Annotated in this window: 15 protein-coding genes; 7 read left to right on the top strand and 8 right to left on the bottom strand. The window is 26.3% G+C overall.

What is annotated here, in order from left to right:
- Positions 1 to 236 precede the first annotated feature (236 nt).
- The 6 genes from MBFIL_RS06965 to truA form a co-directional block, all read right to left on the bottom strand.
- Positions 237 to 920, bottom strand: a complete 684-nt coding sequence (locus MBFIL_RS06965) for a hypothetical protein (protein WP_066972945.1) — start codon at positions 918 to 920, stop codon at positions 237 to 239.
- A gap of 278 nt (positions 921 to 1,198) precedes the next feature.
- On the bottom strand, positions 1,199 to 2,236 hold the full coding sequence (locus tag MBFIL_RS06960; RefSeq protein ID WP_066972943.1) for a hydantoinase/oxoprolinase family protein: 1,038 nt from the start codon (positions 2,234 to 2,236) through the stop codon (positions 1,199 to 1,201).
- Positions 2,237 to 2,394: 158 nt separating this feature from the next.
- Positions 2,395 to 3,564: an ATP-grasp domain-containing protein gene (locus tag MBFIL_RS06955; RefSeq protein WP_066972940.1), complete on the bottom strand. Its 1,170-nt coding sequence runs from the start codon at positions 3,562 to 3,564 to the stop codon at positions 2,395 to 2,397.
- A gap of 211 nt (positions 3,565 to 3,775) precedes the next feature.
- Complete coding sequence (gene wecB / locus MBFIL_RS06950; protein WP_066972938.1) at positions 3,776 to 5,092, bottom strand: non-hydrolyzing UDP-N-acetylglucosamine 2-epimerase; 1,317 nt, start codon at positions 5,090 to 5,092, stop codon at positions 3,776 to 3,778.
- A gap of 122 nt (positions 5,093 to 5,214) precedes the next feature.
- Positions 5,215 to 6,735 (bottom strand): DUF460 domain-containing protein, encoded by a 1,521-nt coding sequence (locus MBFIL_RS06945; RefSeq protein ID WP_066972936.1) that lies wholly within the window; start codon positions 6,733 to 6,735, stop codon positions 5,215 to 5,217.
- A 414-nt stretch (positions 6,736 to 7,149) separates the two neighbouring features.
- Positions 7,150 to 8,001, bottom strand: coding sequence for a tRNA pseudouridine(38-40) synthase TruA (gene truA, locus MBFIL_RS06940; protein ID WP_066972934.1), 852 nt, complete (start codon positions 7,999 to 8,001; stop codon positions 7,150 to 7,152).
- 307 nt (positions 8,002 to 8,308) lie between these two features.
- On the opposite strand from truA, the gene hisA reads away from it, so the two are divergent.
- The 6 genes from hisA (at position 8,309) to pyrI (ending at position 14,004) form a co-directional block, all read left to right on the top strand.
- Positions 8,309 to 9,052 (top strand): 1-(5-phosphoribosyl)-5-[(5-phosphoribosylamino)methylideneamino]imidazole-4-carboxamide isomerase, encoded by a 744-nt coding sequence (hisA, locus tag MBFIL_RS06935; RefSeq protein WP_066972932.1) that lies wholly within the window; start codon positions 8,309 to 8,311, stop codon positions 9,050 to 9,052.
- A 267-nt stretch (positions 9,053 to 9,319) separates the two neighbouring features.
- A complete protein-coding gene (locus MBFIL_RS06930) occupies positions 9,320 to 9,787 on the top strand; it encodes an adenylyltransferase/cytidyltransferase family protein (protein ID WP_157078715.1) in 468 nt (155 codons plus the stop codon).
- A 42-nt stretch (positions 9,788 to 9,829) separates the two neighbouring features.
- Positions 9,830 to 10,846, top strand: coding sequence for an N-acetyl-gamma-glutamyl-phosphate reductase (gene argC / locus MBFIL_RS06925; protein ID WP_066972930.1), 1,017 nt, complete (start codon positions 9,830 to 9,832; stop codon positions 10,844 to 10,846).
- Positions 10,847 to 11,297: 451 nt separating this feature from the next.
- Complete coding sequence (locus MBFIL_RS06920; protein ID WP_245637474.1) at positions 11,298 to 12,170, top strand: protein translocase subunit SecF; 873 nt, start codon at positions 11,298 to 11,300, stop codon at positions 12,168 to 12,170.
- Positions 12,167 to 13,399 carry a preprotein translocase subunit SecD gene (locus MBFIL_RS06915; protein ID WP_066972928.1) on the top strand — a complete coding sequence of 411 codons (1,233 nt, stop codon included), beginning with the start codon at positions 12,167 to 12,169 and terminating at the stop codon, positions 13,397 to 13,399. Before MBFIL_RS06920 ends, MBFIL_RS06915 begins: the two co-directional genes overlap by 4 nt.
- Positions 13,400 to 13,536: 137 nt before the next feature.
- Complete coding sequence (gene pyrI, locus MBFIL_RS06910; RefSeq protein WP_066972926.1) at positions 13,537 to 14,004, top strand: aspartate carbamoyltransferase regulatory subunit; 468 nt, start codon at positions 13,537 to 13,539, stop codon at positions 14,002 to 14,004.
- Between the two features lie 158 nt (positions 14,005 to 14,162).
- Here the strand turns inward: pyrI and MBFIL_RS06905 are convergent, their stop codons facing one another.
- Both MBFIL_RS06905 and MBFIL_RS06900 read right to left on the bottom strand, forming a co-directional pair.
- A complete protein-coding gene (locus tag MBFIL_RS06905; protein WP_211261734.1) occupies positions 14,163 to 14,954 on the bottom strand; it encodes a succinylglutamate desuccinylase/aspartoacylase domain-containing protein in 792 nt (263 codons plus the stop codon).
- A gap of 222 nt (positions 14,955 to 15,176) precedes the next feature.
- On the bottom strand, positions 15,177 to 16,403 hold the full coding sequence (locus MBFIL_RS06900) for an FAD-dependent oxidoreductase (RefSeq protein ID WP_066972925.1): 1,227 nt from the start codon (positions 16,401 to 16,403) through the stop codon (positions 15,177 to 15,179).
- 674 nt (positions 16,404 to 17,077) lie between these two features.
- Here MBFIL_RS06900 and MBFIL_RS06895 point away from each other — a divergent pair.
- Positions 17,078 to 17,379 (top strand): hypothetical protein (locus MBFIL_RS06895; protein WP_157078627.1); only part of this gene is annotated, 302 nt, incomplete at its 3' end.

Here is a 17,379-nt window from a genome sequence, read left to right as displayed (position 1 = left end):
ATGAAAACATATTATATTTAAAAATGATTAAAATAACTTTGTTTTACTATATATTTAGTTAAAACGCTTAAAAATTAATTAAATAGATTTTCAACGACTTATAGAATTATGGGACATCCCCTATATAAATTAAAAAATTAACATAATGAGAAATGATGGATCATACTTGATACTATTGTATGCCGATTTACTGATTATTGTATGCCCATTTACTGTATTGTTAATGTGTTATCTAATTATTGTATTATTGCAATTGCTGCTTTTACCAATTCATCAGATTTAGAAAATACCTCAGCGTAACTTAGCCATTCAGGAGCCTCATAGACAAAAACTGGAGTTCCAGTATCAATTATATGTTTATTTACTCCTAAAATTGATGTACTTGTAGGATTCCTAGTTTGTGAACGTTGATAATAATTAAAATCAGGCAAATTTACTTTTACTTTTTCAGCTAAGTTTACAGATAGGGGATCCATATTTGGAGTAGCTATATAAAAACCATCACCATATCCTTTTTCATGGTCATGAGCAATTATAACCAAATCAAAGTCAGAATTATTTATATCAGGAACTACATAATCCCTTACTAATTTTTCACCATTAAGTCTACCTTGATAAAATTCTTGGGCTGATTCTAAAACTGTAACATTATAATTAACAATTTCAACATCATTTAAACCGCTTTTTCTAACTACTTCTTCTAAAGCATTTGAAGAAAGATTCTCACGAGAATGCATATGAGTAATAATAGCTATTTTAGCTGAAGCATTTGGATGATGAGAATATATAACCTTATCCACATAACCAATACTTTGTGATCCAATTTGTGTGATTTCAGGAGGAGCATTAAAAATCCCATAAAGTGCGAAAATAGCTAAGATAATCAACACTACTAATCCAATAATTTTAAAGTTAGTCATAAAATACCTTCAATTAAAAATATATAATCCATATGTCTGTGACTATGATATCATGATTAGTTAAATAATAATATTTAAAATAAATGTTATTGCATTTGTACAATACAATAAGTCAGTTTATAAATATTTAGTAGATTATATCATGATGGCAATATTAAACAAAGATATGTTAATAAATTAATAATACACAATAGTGTAACTATATACATCATTAGATATAAATTTAACTGTAATTATTATTCCAATGATATTTAATTATTCAATATAATGTTCATGATTTATAAATCATTTAAGTATTTTTCAACCATGATTGCTGTTCCAATAGCAGGAGCTACAACTGATTGTTCATGAGAAATAATGTCAGTTATTTTTTTAACTTTAAAATTTAATGATTTAGCAGCTTCAAATGCCAAAATATCCCCACCTAAACCAGTTGTAATTACAGTTTCGATATTTTCCCTTTGGATCACCTTATTCAACCCAATAGCTATTTGTTCAACCTGTTTTTTATAACAATAATTAGCTATTCTTATAATATCTTCTTTAGACAAAATATCCAAGTCGGCACAAAGAATTCTTGAAATCCTAATCATGGATTCTTCAATAGACTTACCATTACCGTCAGATGTAGCACAACTATAATCTTCAATATCTATCTTATCTAAAACATTATAAATATCTGCAGTTGTTGCAAATAATTCAGATGCAACAGTATAATTGTTACCATTTAAATGAATAGAATCTATAAATGTTGCTAAATTAGTCCTAAGTGTTCCAGTATAAACTAATTCACCAGTAGATAATCTTTCAAAATCAGATCTACCTTTAGCACATTCTTTTCCATTTTTAATAGGAATGATGTCAGTAGTTGTACTTCCAGTATCAACAAATACACAATTTCCATCGATATTACTTATAAAATGAGATGTTGCTACCCAATTAGCAGCAGCTATTTTTAAAGGATTTTTAACAAGTTCATCATATGTTAAAACTCCATTTAGCCCAATAAAATAAATCGGTTTATCCAATGAATCCATTGATCGTTTAACTATGTCTAAAACACCTTCTTTTTTCGTTGCATAAGCATCTACAAGTTCAGCAGTCATTGAAATCCCAATCGCATCAATAGACCCTAAATCTCCAGTATTTTCTATTAAATTTAGTAAAGTATCTCCTAAATCTTCATAATTACTCCACATTGGAAGATATTCAAAGTTAGTCGAGATATTTTCATTAGATTTAAATGTGCTATTATTGAAATCAACAATAGCTAAATCCGTATTTGCACCGCCAATGTCAAAACCTGCTATTTTCATATTAAAACCATCATTTAATTTACAGTGATTTCGCAAAAAATAAAAGATAAATCTTTATCTAACCTTCAAAGTTTCGATTTAAAAAGAATAAAAAATTTTGCAAAATCTATTCATAAACACTTAAATCATTATTAACTCTTCGAAATCAGTGCTAATTATTAAATATTTCTAATTAATAATTCATTACCTTTTTTAGTAAATTCCACTTTATTTTCAAAATTTATATTATCAAAATATAACATAGATAACTCATTATTTAAAAGTTTAATTATTGTTTTCCCAATATTAAAATTAGCTATTTTTTGAAGTCCAACATAAGGAGTTGTAAACCTGGAATTAATCTCTAAAAAATAAGCACAGGAGTCAGTTAATATTAGATCAACCCCAATGAATCCTTTAAGACCTTTAATACTTTCTACAGCCATTTTAGAAACTTCAAAAGCCAAATTTTTTAATTCATGATCATACGGTAACATTCCACCAACATACTCACAATCATCTTCATCTAAATGAATATATTGCTTATTTAAACTAATTGGAATAGCTATTTTATCATTAGCTATTAAGCTAACGCTGACAACATCTCCTTCTATAAATTCTTGAATTAAAACATTTGAACCATTATCAAATGTGTTTTTTAAATTTTTTACATCATTTAATGAGGATAATAAAACTATATCTTGGCAATCAACTCCATTAATAGGTTTAGCTATTAATTTAAAATTATTTCCAATATCAAAACCATTAAAAATACTTTTAATGAATATCTCCAAATCATTACAACTATTAAAATTATCTATATTAACAATATCATTACAACTATTAAAATTATCTATATTAACAATATCATTACAACTATTAAAATTATCTATATTCTCATTTATGACTATTTTAAAGGTTTTAGGTTGTTTTACTATATTTTCAAGTTTTTTAAATGTTTTATATTTATTTGATGCGATTAAAGAAGCATCTGAACTTGATCCATAAATTTTAACATTATTTTCTTCTATTAATTTAGTTAAATTATACAGATTCATATTTTCTTCAGCAGAAATGAACATACAACTATCAAAGTTATTGATATTTGAAGATAGCCAATTTTTTAATTTTTCATCCGAAAATATGATATTTACATCATCAAAAACATTTAAAATATCTTTAAATTTTGGAGAAATTAATAAACTAACATTTAGTCCTTTAAGATCATTTAAAAGACCTATTATCAAAGCTTTTGCTTCAGAAATTATCCCTGGATCCTCAATTCCTGAAGCAGTGTAATATTCAAAAACTAAAATGGATTCATCAAAAATGTCATTAGAGAGCTTCATTTTAAAAATACCATGAAAAGTTAATTATAATATCTTAATTAAAACAATTAAATACCATAATAATACTAATAATAATACTAATAATAATACTAATAATAATACTAATAATAATACTAATAATAATATTAATACTAATAATACTATTAATACTAATAATACTATTAATAATAATAGTAATATTTTTATGGAGATATTTAATACCTAATAATGATTAACTAGAATATAAAATAAATTTGTCTTTTAAATTTATATTGTCTTCTGGGAATTCAATATCATTTTTATTGTAAATTATTTGGATTAAAGCATTATTTTCTTTTTCAAAATCAGAAACAGTCGTATCTTCATTTATAACGGCTATTTTTGATGATGAATTAATCATTATATCACTTGGAGAATCTATTTTAAGTTTTCCGTTATTATAACTATTTAGAATAATATCAATTATTTGTTTTCCAGAATCCCCATCCCCATATGGATTTTTTGCTGATTTCATTTTATCTGAAAAATCTTTGTTATTTAAAATCTTATTTGCCATTTTTACAATATTTTCTGTGTTTGACCCAACTAATATATTTCCTCCTTCAGATACTGTTTCTGGACGTTCAGTATTATACCTCAAAGTTAAAGCTGGAATATTTAAAGTAATGGCTTCTTCTTGCAAACCTCCAGAATCAGTTAAAATTAATAATGACTTTGATTGAAGAAGTAAAAAATCTAAGTATCCTACTGGCTTAATTAAATGAACATTTTCAAGATTTTTTAATTTATCAAAAAGATTAAATTCTTTTAAACGATTTGCAGTTCTTGGATGAATTGGGAATATAATATTTAAATCTTTTAATTGTTCTAATGCATTAATTATATTAATTACTCTTTCTTTATTATCAACATTTTCTGCTCTGTGCATTGTTAAAGTTAAAATATTATCTAAATCTAAAAGATTTTGTAAATCTGATGAAACTGCAGATTTTAATCTTTTTTCAGCTATTTTTAAGTTTCTAAAACATGCATCTACAACAGTATTTCCAGTGATAGCTATTTTATATCTTGAAATTCCTTCAATGGCTAAGTTAATAGCCGATTGAGTAGTTGGAACGAAATATAAATTAGAACAAATATCAGCTGTTTTCCTATTAATTTCTTCAGGCATAGTATCATCAAAAGAGCGAAGTCCTGCTTCGACATGACCAACAGGAATGTGTAATTTACTTGCAACAAGAGCTCCAGCAAGAACTGCATTAGTATCTCCTTGAACAAGTAACATATCGGGTTTTTCTTCTACTAATACTTCTTCTATCCCTTCCATCATTTTTCCAGTTTGTTGTCCATGGGATCCAGAGCCAACACCAATGTTAAAATTAGGTGTTGGTAATTCCAACTCTAAAAAAAATTGATCTGACATTTCACTATCATAATGTTGACCAGTATGAATTAAAACTAGCTCAATATTCTGTGACTCTATTTCATCAATCACAGGTGACATCTTAATAATTTCTGGTCTTGTCCCAAGTACTATAGCTATTTTCATCATTTCCTCACATCCAAGGATTTATATTAGTTATTCAATTTGTATTATTTAACTAATTATATTATTATTTGAAATAAATCTATCTATTAATTATCTATTATTTTTAATATGCACATTTCTATTCATTTCTTAAGTTCCCTGTTTAGAACATTAGAATCAATTACAGCAAAGTTTTCATAAAATTTAATATACTTTAAAAGTTCATTTGTAATTTTAATAATATCTATTTCTTCTTTTTCAAATATTTTTTCTACAGAATGTTCTAAATCATCATAAGTTAAAATAGCTCCAATCCCTATTTTTACAAGTATTTCCGCTGCTTTAGATTTTTCACCTTTTGTTGAAGATAATAAAATAATATCATTTCTTTCTAATTTAAAATAGCTATTAGCATCTCGAATACCCTTTTTTGTAAATGTTTCTATGATTTTAATAGGAGTTTCTGTTTCAGAAAACATAAAATCAGAAAACAATACTTTACTGTTTAGTTTATTTTCTAAATTTAATCTAAGGTTCCTTTCTTTTAAAAATTCTTCTTGAATTGACTTTAATAACCTAATTTTAGATGCTACTTCTTTTTCTTTTAAAATATCTCTTGAAATATCATTATTTAGCTTGTTAATCTTAGAATTTAAAAAATTAACTTCAGAGTTTAACTTGTTAGTCTCAGAGTTTAACTTATTTAATTCATTATCTTTAAATTCTATAAATCCTAATAATCTTTTATTTTTATTTTCAAGATTTTTAATTAATTCATCTTTATTTTGGAGTTTATTTTTATAAATAATTAATTTATTATTTAAATAATCTAAATCATTTTCAAAATCTTGAATTAATTTATTTAAATCCAATTCTTTACTACATTTATTAAATTCATCCTTATCATCCTCAGTGCTGATTTTATTGAATGAATCAACTGTATGCAATTTATTTGTTTTATTAATCTTGAAATTATGATTTTTATTAAATAAATTCCTATTATAGCTATTTTTGTTCACTTTAAATTTTAGAGGATGATTATGAAATTTTTGAGAGTTATTTTGAATATTTTCATTAAAACAATTGTGATTATTATTATTATTATTAATATTAATATTTAAAAATGATTTTAAAGATTTGTTAATAGCTAGATTAATTGAAAAACTTTGAATTACTAAAGCTTTAGCATTATCAATTAAAAATTCCTCATCTTCAAATAACTTTCCACTTAGATTACACTTTAACCTGTTAAAATTATTCTCAAGATTGTCGAATTTAGGAGAATATTCATTAAATGCTCTAATAGCTCCGATCAATGCATTTTTTCCATTATCATTAATGAATTGTTTTTTATTTAAAAAAGAATTCAAGATTTTTTGTTTTGATGATGGTAATTTATTGTTTTGATCATCTTGGTTTTCTTGAAGTGTGAAAATAGGTGAATTTAGAGAGATTCCTAATTCTTCAACTATTTTTGGAGTTTGAGTAGAATTTACACCTATCAAAACAACATTACCATAGTCATGTATTGTATCAATGAGTTCTGAATTAGAAATTTCTTTAAAGCTATTTAGAAAAAGTAGATTTCCATTTAAATCAAGAATAGCTAATCCAACATTCAATCCATGATCATAACCTACAATTAGGTTTTTTTTAAAATTCAATTGATAATCATTCCTTAAATTAAAATTATTCAGCTGTTTATTTCATAGATAACTCAATGAAAAGCCATACTAACAGTGATAGCTGTTAAAATATAATATATTTTAAATTAATATTTATCCAATTGATAAATATCCATTAATTAATAAATTATGATATAATATCATTTACTTTAAATATATAGTATTATAGTAAATAAATAAGTTTTTATCATTTAAATTGAAAATAAGAACATAAAAATAAGATTAGGAATGAATAAAATTTAATTTTAGATTAAATAAGTATAAAAAAGATTTTTAATTGAATATTTTTTAAAATATTTTTAATATAACAGCTATTTTAATATAATTTGTACAAGTCAAAACCAAAGATGAAAATAATTAGATGAAAATAATTAAATGAAAATGATTAAGAGGCTACAACTTTCCTAAATCATCAACACTGTTTAATATATGGTTAGTTAACTCAGATTTATTTTTATAGTTTAAAATTCTTTCAATTAGTATTTTTTTAAACCTAACAACTGCATAATCATCATATTGAAAATTAATATTGTTATAAGCAATATCCATTAAAATTAGGTTTTCTGGAGCCAAAAGTTTCATATTAACAATATTATTTGGATTAAATAGTTCGTTAATATCATTCAGTTCAATCTTATGCTCAATGAAGTCTTGAAAAACTCTCATTATTTTCCTAACCATATTCCATAAAAAGCTTTCACCAAAAATATCTATTTGTAAGTTAAAATTCTCTGAGGAATTCTCTAATAACTTAATGTTAATTTTTTCTATTTTTCTCATAGGTGTTGTTATTTTTTGACTTCTTTTAGAAAAATTAGTAAAATCATGAGTTCCTTCAAATAATTTAGCTATTTTAACAATTGAATCAATATTTAAATCATCTGAAATAACATTAGAGTCATTTAAAAGAAAATATCTATATTGCCTCAATAAAGCATATCTTGGTTTAAATCCATATCTAACTGGAGCTTTAGCAAGTAATTTAATGTCATCTGGCAATTTATGATTAATCTGATTAATAATAACTTCTTTATCAGTTTGAAAGCTTATTACATTACCCAAGCTATGAACTCCCCTATCAGTTCTCCCTGCAATTGCAAATCGACTGGATTTAGAACTTTCAATTAAATCTAATTTCTTAAGTGTGGCTATTAACTCTCCTTCAACAGTTCTCAATTCAGGTTGCCTTTGAAAACCATGAAAATCATCTCCAATATACCCAACTTTTAAAGCTACTCGTTTCATGTGCAAAAACCCTTAAAAACTAATTAATCTCAAAAATTAAGTTAATATCAAATTTTTATAATATCAATACATGTGTAAATGTGAAATAGGAATTATAATAAAATATAATAAAATATGGATTGTAATAAAATACTTATAAATATTAATATATAAAATATTGTTTATATTAAACATAAGGAGCATATTAATTTTAAAATTATTATTAATTTATATAATCTTATTAAAGTTATTAATACATATGCTCCTTATTAAATTACAAATTATTATTAAATTACATAAGATTAATTCTAATTATAGAGGCATTAAAATGTCATTTCAAAAAGATAAAATGATAATAATTCCTGCAGTGGATATTAAAAATGGGAAATGTGTGCAACTTGTTCAAGGAAAACCAGGAACTGAACAAATTCAAATTGAGAATCCTGAAAAAGTTGCTAAATCGTGGGAAGACGAAGGTGCTAATGTAATCCATGTGATTGATTTAGATGGAGCTATTGATAATAAAACAAATTTAATAGCTATTAAAAAAATATTAGATGAAATTTCAGTGCCTATTCAACTTGGAGGAGGAATTAGAACAATAAAATATGCGAAAGAATTATTAAATCTAGATATTGAAAGATTAATAATTGGAACAATGGCTTTTGAAGATAAAGATATAATAGCTAAATTATCTAAAGAATATGGGTCCGAGCGAATTATGGTATCTTTAGATAGTAAAGATTCTGAAGTCGTTATAAAAGGGTGGAAAGAAAAAATAGGTAAAAAACCAGCTGAAGTGAGTTTAGAATTTGAAAAATTAGGAGCAGGTAGTATACTGTTTACTAATGTTGATGTTGAAGGACTTTTAAATGGTTTCTACACCGAACCTGTTCTAGAGCTTCTAAAAACTGTTAATATTCCAATAGTTTACTCTGGAGGAATCACAACATTGAATGATATTGAAAAACTATCAAAAACAGGAGTTCAAGGAATTGTTATAGGTTCAGCATTGTATAAAAACAAAATTAACTTTAAAGAATCTTTGAAATATCAAAATATTTTAAAATGAGTGATTAATAGTAGCTAAAAAGCTAACTAATAGCTAAACTAATAGCTAAATAGCTAAACTAATAGCTAAACTAATAGCTAAACTAATAGCTAAACTAATAGCTAAACTAATAGCTAAACAATAAATAACTAGCTAATAAAAATACTGATTAATAACTGAGAAAAATTAAATAGTGAATATTAACTATTAAATAATAATTATTGGATATTAACTAGTAGTATATACTATTAACTAATTAATATACTATTTAATTAATTGTTGATTTATATGAATAAAGAAGAAAAAATAGTCATGGCAACAGGAACATTTGATATTCTCCATCCTGGTCATGGACTTTACCTAAAAAAAGCTAAAGAATTAGGAGGAAAAAACTCTAAATTAGTAGTAGTTGTTGCTAAAGACTCAACAGTTTATAAAAAGAAAAGAGTACCAATAATTGATGAAAATCAGCGTTTAGAAATGATAAAATTATTAAAATATGTGGATGAAGCATATTTAGGTTATGAAAACAATATGTTTAAAATTGTTCATGAAATAAGCCCTGATATAATAGCTATTGGACAAGATCAAAACTATGATATCAATAAACTAAAAAACGATCTTAAATCACATGCCATTAATGCTGATGTAATTAGAGTCCAGGACTACAAAATAAGTAAATTAGATAGTTCCTGCAAAATTATAAAGAAGATTAAAGACACAAAATTTAAGAAAAATACATTCGAAGACTGCTAAAAAATTAGTTAAAATAAATTTAAAGATAAATGAGGCAAATATATGGTAGAAATAGCTATTATTGGAGCTAGTGGATACACAGGTGGAGAATTAATACGATTAATACATAATCATCCCAAAGCAGAAGTAAAAAGTATAAGTTCTCGAAAATATGAAGGCATGGATGTTAGTAAAGTACACTCTAACTTAATTGGTTCTGATTTAATTTTTGAAGATTTAAAATCAGACTCAATTGATGCAGATGTAGTATTTACAGCTACTCCCCATGGAGCTTCAATGAAAATTATTCCAAAGCTACTTGAAAATGGAGTTAAAGTTATAGACTTAAGTGGAGATTATAGATTTAGAGACATTTCTACTTATGAAAAATGGTACGGATTAACCCACACTGGAGAATTAGATGCTGTTTATGGACTTCCTGAAATCCATAGAGAAGAAATTAAAAAATCAAATTTAATAGCTAATCCAGGATGCTTTCCAACAGGAGCTATTTTAGCTACAATACCATTATCTAAAAAAAAACTAGTTGATAGAATCGTTATCGACTCAAAAACTGGAGTAAGTGGAGGAGGAGCTTCACCATCCGAAAGTTTCCATTTTCCAAATGTAAGTGATAATGTTAATCCTTACAATGTTATAAGTCATAGACACATGCCAGAAATCCAGCAGGAACTTGAAGCATTTTCTAATGTGAGAGTATCATTTACTCCCCATCTTGTTCCAGTGATTAGGGGAATACTAACTACAAGTCATAGTTTTATACGAGAAAATAATGATATTTCATCCGAAAAATTAATCAAAATATATAAAAAGCAATATAAAGATGAACCTTTTGTTAAAATTTTAGAAAATAATGAAATTCCAAAATTAAATTCAGTTCGTGGATCCAACTATGCTCACATAGGTTCTTTTGAAGTAGATGAAACTGGAAGAATAGTTATTGTATCAGCTATTGATAATTTAGTTAAAGGAGCATCAGGTCAAGCTATTCATAATATGAACTTAATCTGCGGATTTAATGAAACTGATGGATTGAATCATTATGGTTTAACCCCATAACCAAATATTAGTTATGAATATTAAATTTAAGAATTAATGAATATTACAAATTATAAAATTTTCATTAAAAATGTAAATTTATTTATATAATTACAGATATATAAATATATATAATATCTATTAAGTTAACTATTATGATAACATGTTAATTTTTAATACAATATTTATATTAATATTATTTATATTAATATAATATTTAAATATATTATTCATGAAAATATTATTAAAATTTATTAAAATTTGGATGCTGGTTTCGCAAAAAGATAAAAAAAATATTTATCTAATTTTTAAATCTTCAATTGAAAAAATAGAAATTTTGCAAAATCTTATCATAGATACCTAAATACATTTTATAGGTTAAAATGATTTTGAAAAAATTTTTTATTTTGTTTAAAATCAGAGATTTTCTTAAATTTCGAAATCAGTGTACTAAATAATGATGGTGCTTTAGTTGATTAAAAAAATGATGAATTCGTATAAGATATTAATCGCAATCCCTATTATTATAACAATATTAGCAGGAGGATTAATAGCTTTAAATGGGATTGACGAAGGAATAGAGCTTAAAGGAGGATCAATAGCTTATTTAAAAATGAATAAGCATGTTTCTTCAGATGATCTTAAAAAAAATTTAGTAGAATCCTTAAACATCAATAATGTTGAAATCATAAGTAACACAGGTAATGATGTTACCATAGAACTTGGAAGCGAATTAAATCAAACAGCACTTGAAAAAGGTCTTGCTGGCTCTGGAAAAATTGTAAGTTATAATTCAATAGGTCCTGTTTTAAGTGAAGAAGCTATGACACAAATAATATGGGCATTAGGTTTTGCATTTTTGTTTATGGGAATAACTGTATTTGCAATATTTAGAGAACCTGTTCCTGCTATTGGAATTATACTTGCAGCATTTTGTGATATTATTATAGCTGTTGGAGGAATGTCTTTATTTCATATACCTCTTTCAATTGCATCAGTTGGTGCATTGCTTATGCTCATTGGATACAGTGTAGATACAGATATTCTTCTTACAACACGCCTTTTAAGGAAAAAAGAAGGTACTGTTGAAGAAAGAACTGTGAAGGCTATGAAAACTGGTTTAACAATGTCTGCAGCAGCAATAGGTTCTATGATTGTTCTGTACATAGTAACAATATTTTTAATACCTGAAGCAGATACATTAAGTGACATAGCTGCTGTTTTAACCATAGGTCTTTTAGCAGATATAATCGCAACATGGCTTATGAACCTTGGATTTTTAAGATGGTACATAGGATCCAGATTTCAAAAACGATATAAAAAAGAAAAAGGGGGTAAATCATGAGTAAACGAAGAAAAAAAGGTGGGCTTTCTGAGTTTATCCGAGATAAACAAGTTATCTTACTTATAGTCGTTGTGATTGCAGCCATTGCAAGTATAAGTGTTCTTGGTCTGGATCAGGGTTTAGATTTAAAAGGTGGATCATTAATACAATTACAACTTGAAAAACCAGTTGATAAGGCAACCATGGATGTTGTGACTGCTGTTATTGACAAAAGACTTAATATTTATGGAGTTCAAGATGTTAAAGTTAGATCTAGTGGTGATCAGCTTGTAGTTGTCGAAATGGCAGGTGTGACCCCATCAGAGGTCGAAAAATTAATTGGAAATCCTGGTAAATTTGAAGCTAAAATTAATAATGAAACTGTACTAACGGGTGTAAGTGTTGCAAGTGTTGATACTGCAGAGATTACTGATACAAGTTGGCAAGTCCCTTTTAAATTAACAACACAAGGAGCTAAAGACTTTGCAAAAGCTGTAGAAGGAAAAGCAAATGAAAAAGTTTATATGTACCTTGATGGTAAATTAATTGACAATAATCCTCCGTCTCTTGCCCCAGAGCTTGCAAGTGGTGAACCAACTACAGATTTAAGTGTTTCTGGTGGTGGAGATAGCTATGATGAGGCTAAAAATCAGTCCCAACAAGTATACACAGTTTTAAAAACAGGGTCATTACCTGTAAAAATAAAAGTCATTGGTGCCAGCACAGTTTCAGCAGAGTTAGGTCAAGAATTCCTTAAAGGTGCATTAATTGCAGGAATAGCTGCATTAATCATTATATCTTTAGTTGTATTCATTAGATACAAAAAACCAATACTTGTTATTCCTATTGTGATTACAAGTGTTTCAGAAGTTTTAGTTGTTATGGGAATAGCATCTGTTATAAACTGGAATATAGATCTTTCAGCTATTGTAGGACTTATTGCATCCCTTGGAACAGGAGTAGACGATCAGATCATTATTACTGATGAAGTATTAGATGATAAAAAAGAAGGAAAAAGAAGAAGAATAAGAACAAAAATGAGTGTTAAAAATGCACTATTTATTGTTTTCGCTTCAGCTGGAACATTGATTGCTGCAATGCTTCCACTTGCTTATGTAGGTTTTGCAAGAGGATCAAGTGGTATTGGAACATTAGCAGGTTTCGCATTTACAACCATTATTGGAGTACTTGTTGGAGTATTCATTACAAGACCAGTATATGCAAAATTCGTGGAACTATTTATAAAATAATAAAATAAATTTTTAATTTTTTTATTTTTGAAATGATTAGTTTTAATAAACAAGAATATTATAATAATTTCATATAAAATTATAAGAGTTTAAAGTTATGAAAAAGTTTAAATAAACATTATAATAAAAAGTAACATATGTCTAAGCCTGAGCTTAAAGTAAAACCAATCAAAAATGGTACTGTTATTGACCATATAACATCTAACAAATCATTATATGTTCTTAAGATATTAAACCTCCCCAATGAAGATACAAATTTATCCCTAGCTATGAATGTTCCATCTAAAATAGCAGGTTCTAAAAAAGACATAGTTAAAATAGAAAACAGAGAATTGGAAACAAAAGAACTTAAACAAGTAGCACTAATAGCACCTAAAGCCACAATAAACATTGTAAGGGATTATAAAATAATCGCCAAAGATAAAATAAAATTTATGAGTGAATTGGACTCCATATTAAAATGTACTAATCCAAATTGCATTAGTAATGCAGATGAACCAATAGAATCTAAATTTCACTTGATTAAGAAATCACCTATATTACTTAGATGCCATTATTGTGAAAGACTAATTAATGAAAAAGACATTGATCAACAATTTAGTTAACCTATATCTGGCATATAGATTAATATTATTAGATTACTTTTAAAATTATTTTTTTATAAAAATATTATCGATACCAATTAACTAATAATTTTAAAATAGTTTATTGTGTTTAAAGTAATTGTATTTAAAGTAGTTTATTGTGTTTAAAGTAATTGTATTTAAAGTAGTTTATTGTATTTTAAAAATCCATTCATTTGGCGAAGCGATAAAGCAGTTGCTTTTTTATTAATTGTACCATGAGGAATCTTTACCTCACATGTAACTGCAGGTATTCCCCTAACACTTAAGTTATCCTCTAATGCACCAGGATATGAAACTGCAGCATATTTTTCATTTTTATAAGGCATATTTACTATTTTAGCTATTCCTTTAGCCATATTAGCACTGCTTAAATTTGGTATTTTAGTACCCAATATTATGTTTCTTCCAGGAACACCACCTGGCTGCGTACAGTGAAAATCTCCTACAGCAACAACTTTATAATTCTTAGCTAAGTTAATAATTTTGTTTGTAACAGTATTTTTCTCATTAGCCACACTATTAAGATTTTTACCTTTATAAAAGCGTGAATTGTGGGCAGTTACCCATGGTGCTGTAAATGGAATTATATATATAGTTCCTTTAACATATTTTTTCTTTTCTAATGTTTGAATGAGTTTTAGTGCAGCTATTTGAGACGCTATTTCATTTCCATGAACTCCTGCTACAATAAAAACTTTTTTACCACTGCCATTTCCAAACCGTACAATTGGAGTTCCATATTTAGCATCTTTCACAACTTTATTTACAAGCTTAGATTTAGGAATAGATTTTTTAATTGCATAATTTTTTTTAACATCACCACCTGTTTTCCATTTTAAAGTAGTTATTTTTGGGACATTTTTAATAAGTGTAGTAATGTTTGTTGTTTCTGTGGTTCCAGCTGCAGAAACACCATGAAATGAAACCATAAAAACAGACAAAATTAAAATAGCTATTAAAATTTTCTTAAATTTATTATTTAAGATAAATATCATCTCCTATTATACTTAATTAATTAACATTTCAAATTAAAATAAAAAAAATAAAAAAAATAGTATATCATTATATGAAATTATTAATTAATATAGTTTAATAAAAAATAATTTTAATAATAGCTAATAATATATCAATAGCTATTATTAAGACAGGAATTAACTATTATTTTCGATTAAATATTTAGATAATCTTTTAGATAATGCTAAAATAGCAATAATTGGAGGTGCTCCAGGTGCTTTTGGAATAACACTTGCATCTGAAAGATATAGTCCTTTAATTTCGCTTTCAAGATTAGTGTCAACAATTTCACCAATAGCTGCAGTGCCTCCAGGGTGTGCTGCTCTTAAATGGGTAGATGTAATGGTTTTAGGATCAACTCCTGCATTAACTAAAATTGCACCTGCTGTAGCTGCACCTTCTGCAATGAATCTAACATCTTTAATAGTATTTTGTTTGAAAACCTTACCATCAACGATTTTTCCTTCAGAATCATCTGGAACTTTCACCATTATGCTTAAAATGTCTTCTTTCTTTATAGCATCTCCCTCAGTATTTTCATCAATAAACATTGAATAATGGGGTGCAAGAACAAAATTTCGCCCTTTAACAAGAGCATTCATTGTTACTTCACTATTGAAGTTAATATCTTTTATAGCTCCTCCAACACTGACAAATGGATCTACAAATAATTTTTCACCTGCTTTAATACCTATATTTTGAAGCAAAATAGCTGAATTAATCGCCCCAGCAGCTAAAACCACTTTATCAGAGTACAATTCACTTTCACCTTTAATATTTCCAGATTCATCATAAGATTTAACTTTAACACCAGTAACAGCACTATCTTTAATTATTAAGTCCACAACTTCAGTATTGTCAATTAATTCAGCACCATTTTCAATAGCTATCTTAACAAAATCTTGTGATGTCCATTTAGCATTAGATGGGCAACCCCATGCACATTTACCGCAAATAACACAATCTTCTTCCCTTATAAATTTAGGCATTTTAATAACATCAAGCCCTATTGCTTTTGCAGCTTCTATGAATTTTTTGGTACCCTCTCCAAAATGTGAGTCATCTAATTGGTGAACATCAAGTAATTCTTCAACTTCATCCAATTCCTTAGATATATCTACACCATATTCCTTCAATTCATCTTCAAGAAGTCTAACTGCATTTCCAGCCGCAACAACACTTGATCCCCCAACACAAGTTGTTCTTAAAAGATCAATTCCTTCATCAGACTCATCATAATATTTTGATGCGTCTCCAGTATCACAAAAAGGTCCTTTTTCAACAATAGTAACTGGAATATTAGCTTTTGCAAGTTCCATACCAAGTATAGCTCCACCTACTCCAGATCCAACAATTAATACCATAAAATCACCTAATATTTTTTTGAATTAATTTTCAACTTAATAATATAATTAAAATTATAAATAAATTGAATTAAATATTTAATTATAACTCCTTAATAATAATGAGGATTATAATCAATATAACAATTGTTTTATAACTATTGTTATATAAACTTAATTAAAATACAAAATTAAAGGACATGACTAAATCAATTATTTAATTCAGATAATACTGAAAAAGTAGATAGTAATAATAAAAAATATACAATTACCAATCCAAAACATTGAGGCAAATAATAATTAAAATAAGAATAAGAATTACAATAATGGACTACTAGATAAAACAATGATATAGATAAAAGAACACAACTAATAAATGAAAAAAATAAGCTTAAAATAAAATGTAAATAATAAAAATATAATAGATAAAATCTACTCTGCATCCATCATTTCGCCGTAGGTTATTTCGATTTCGCATCCTTTAGGACCACAACAAAAATGTTGCAAATCTAATTCAATCATCATGATTTTAACCTCCATTAATTAAGTTAATTATAATTATAAATATATACAAATCTTAATATCTTAATAAGTTATATATTAATGAGGATTCGTATTTAATAATTTTCTTTTTATATGTATTATTTTTTTTCTTTGGTATTTTTATTTATGTTTGATTGTTTATATATTTTTTTATGAGTTTTAATAGTAGTATTCGTAAGTGTTTTAGGTTTGTGTTGAAGAAGTTGAATGTTTGGGAGAGTAGTGGTAAGTTTAGTGTTGATTTTGATTATTTGAGGTCTGTTGTTCGTGGGGATTTTAGTGATTTGTGGAAGGAAGGTCTTAATTTTAATATTAATAGTCCTTTTAATAAAGAGCTTTTGTGTTGTGATTTGGAAAGAATGGTTCGCGCATTAGATGATGGAGAAAGTGTGAATCATTTTAAGACTCTTTTTCTTCTTAACTCTATGAATAATGAAAATGAAGAGTTGTTAGA

The sequence above is a fragment of the Methanobrevibacter filiformis genome (assembly GCF_001639265.1).
GTDB lineage: Archaea > Methanobacteriota > Methanobacteria > Methanobacteriales > Methanobacteriaceae > Methanacia > Methanacia filiformis.
This window is presented reverse-complemented; position numbering and strand designations above follow the sequence as displayed.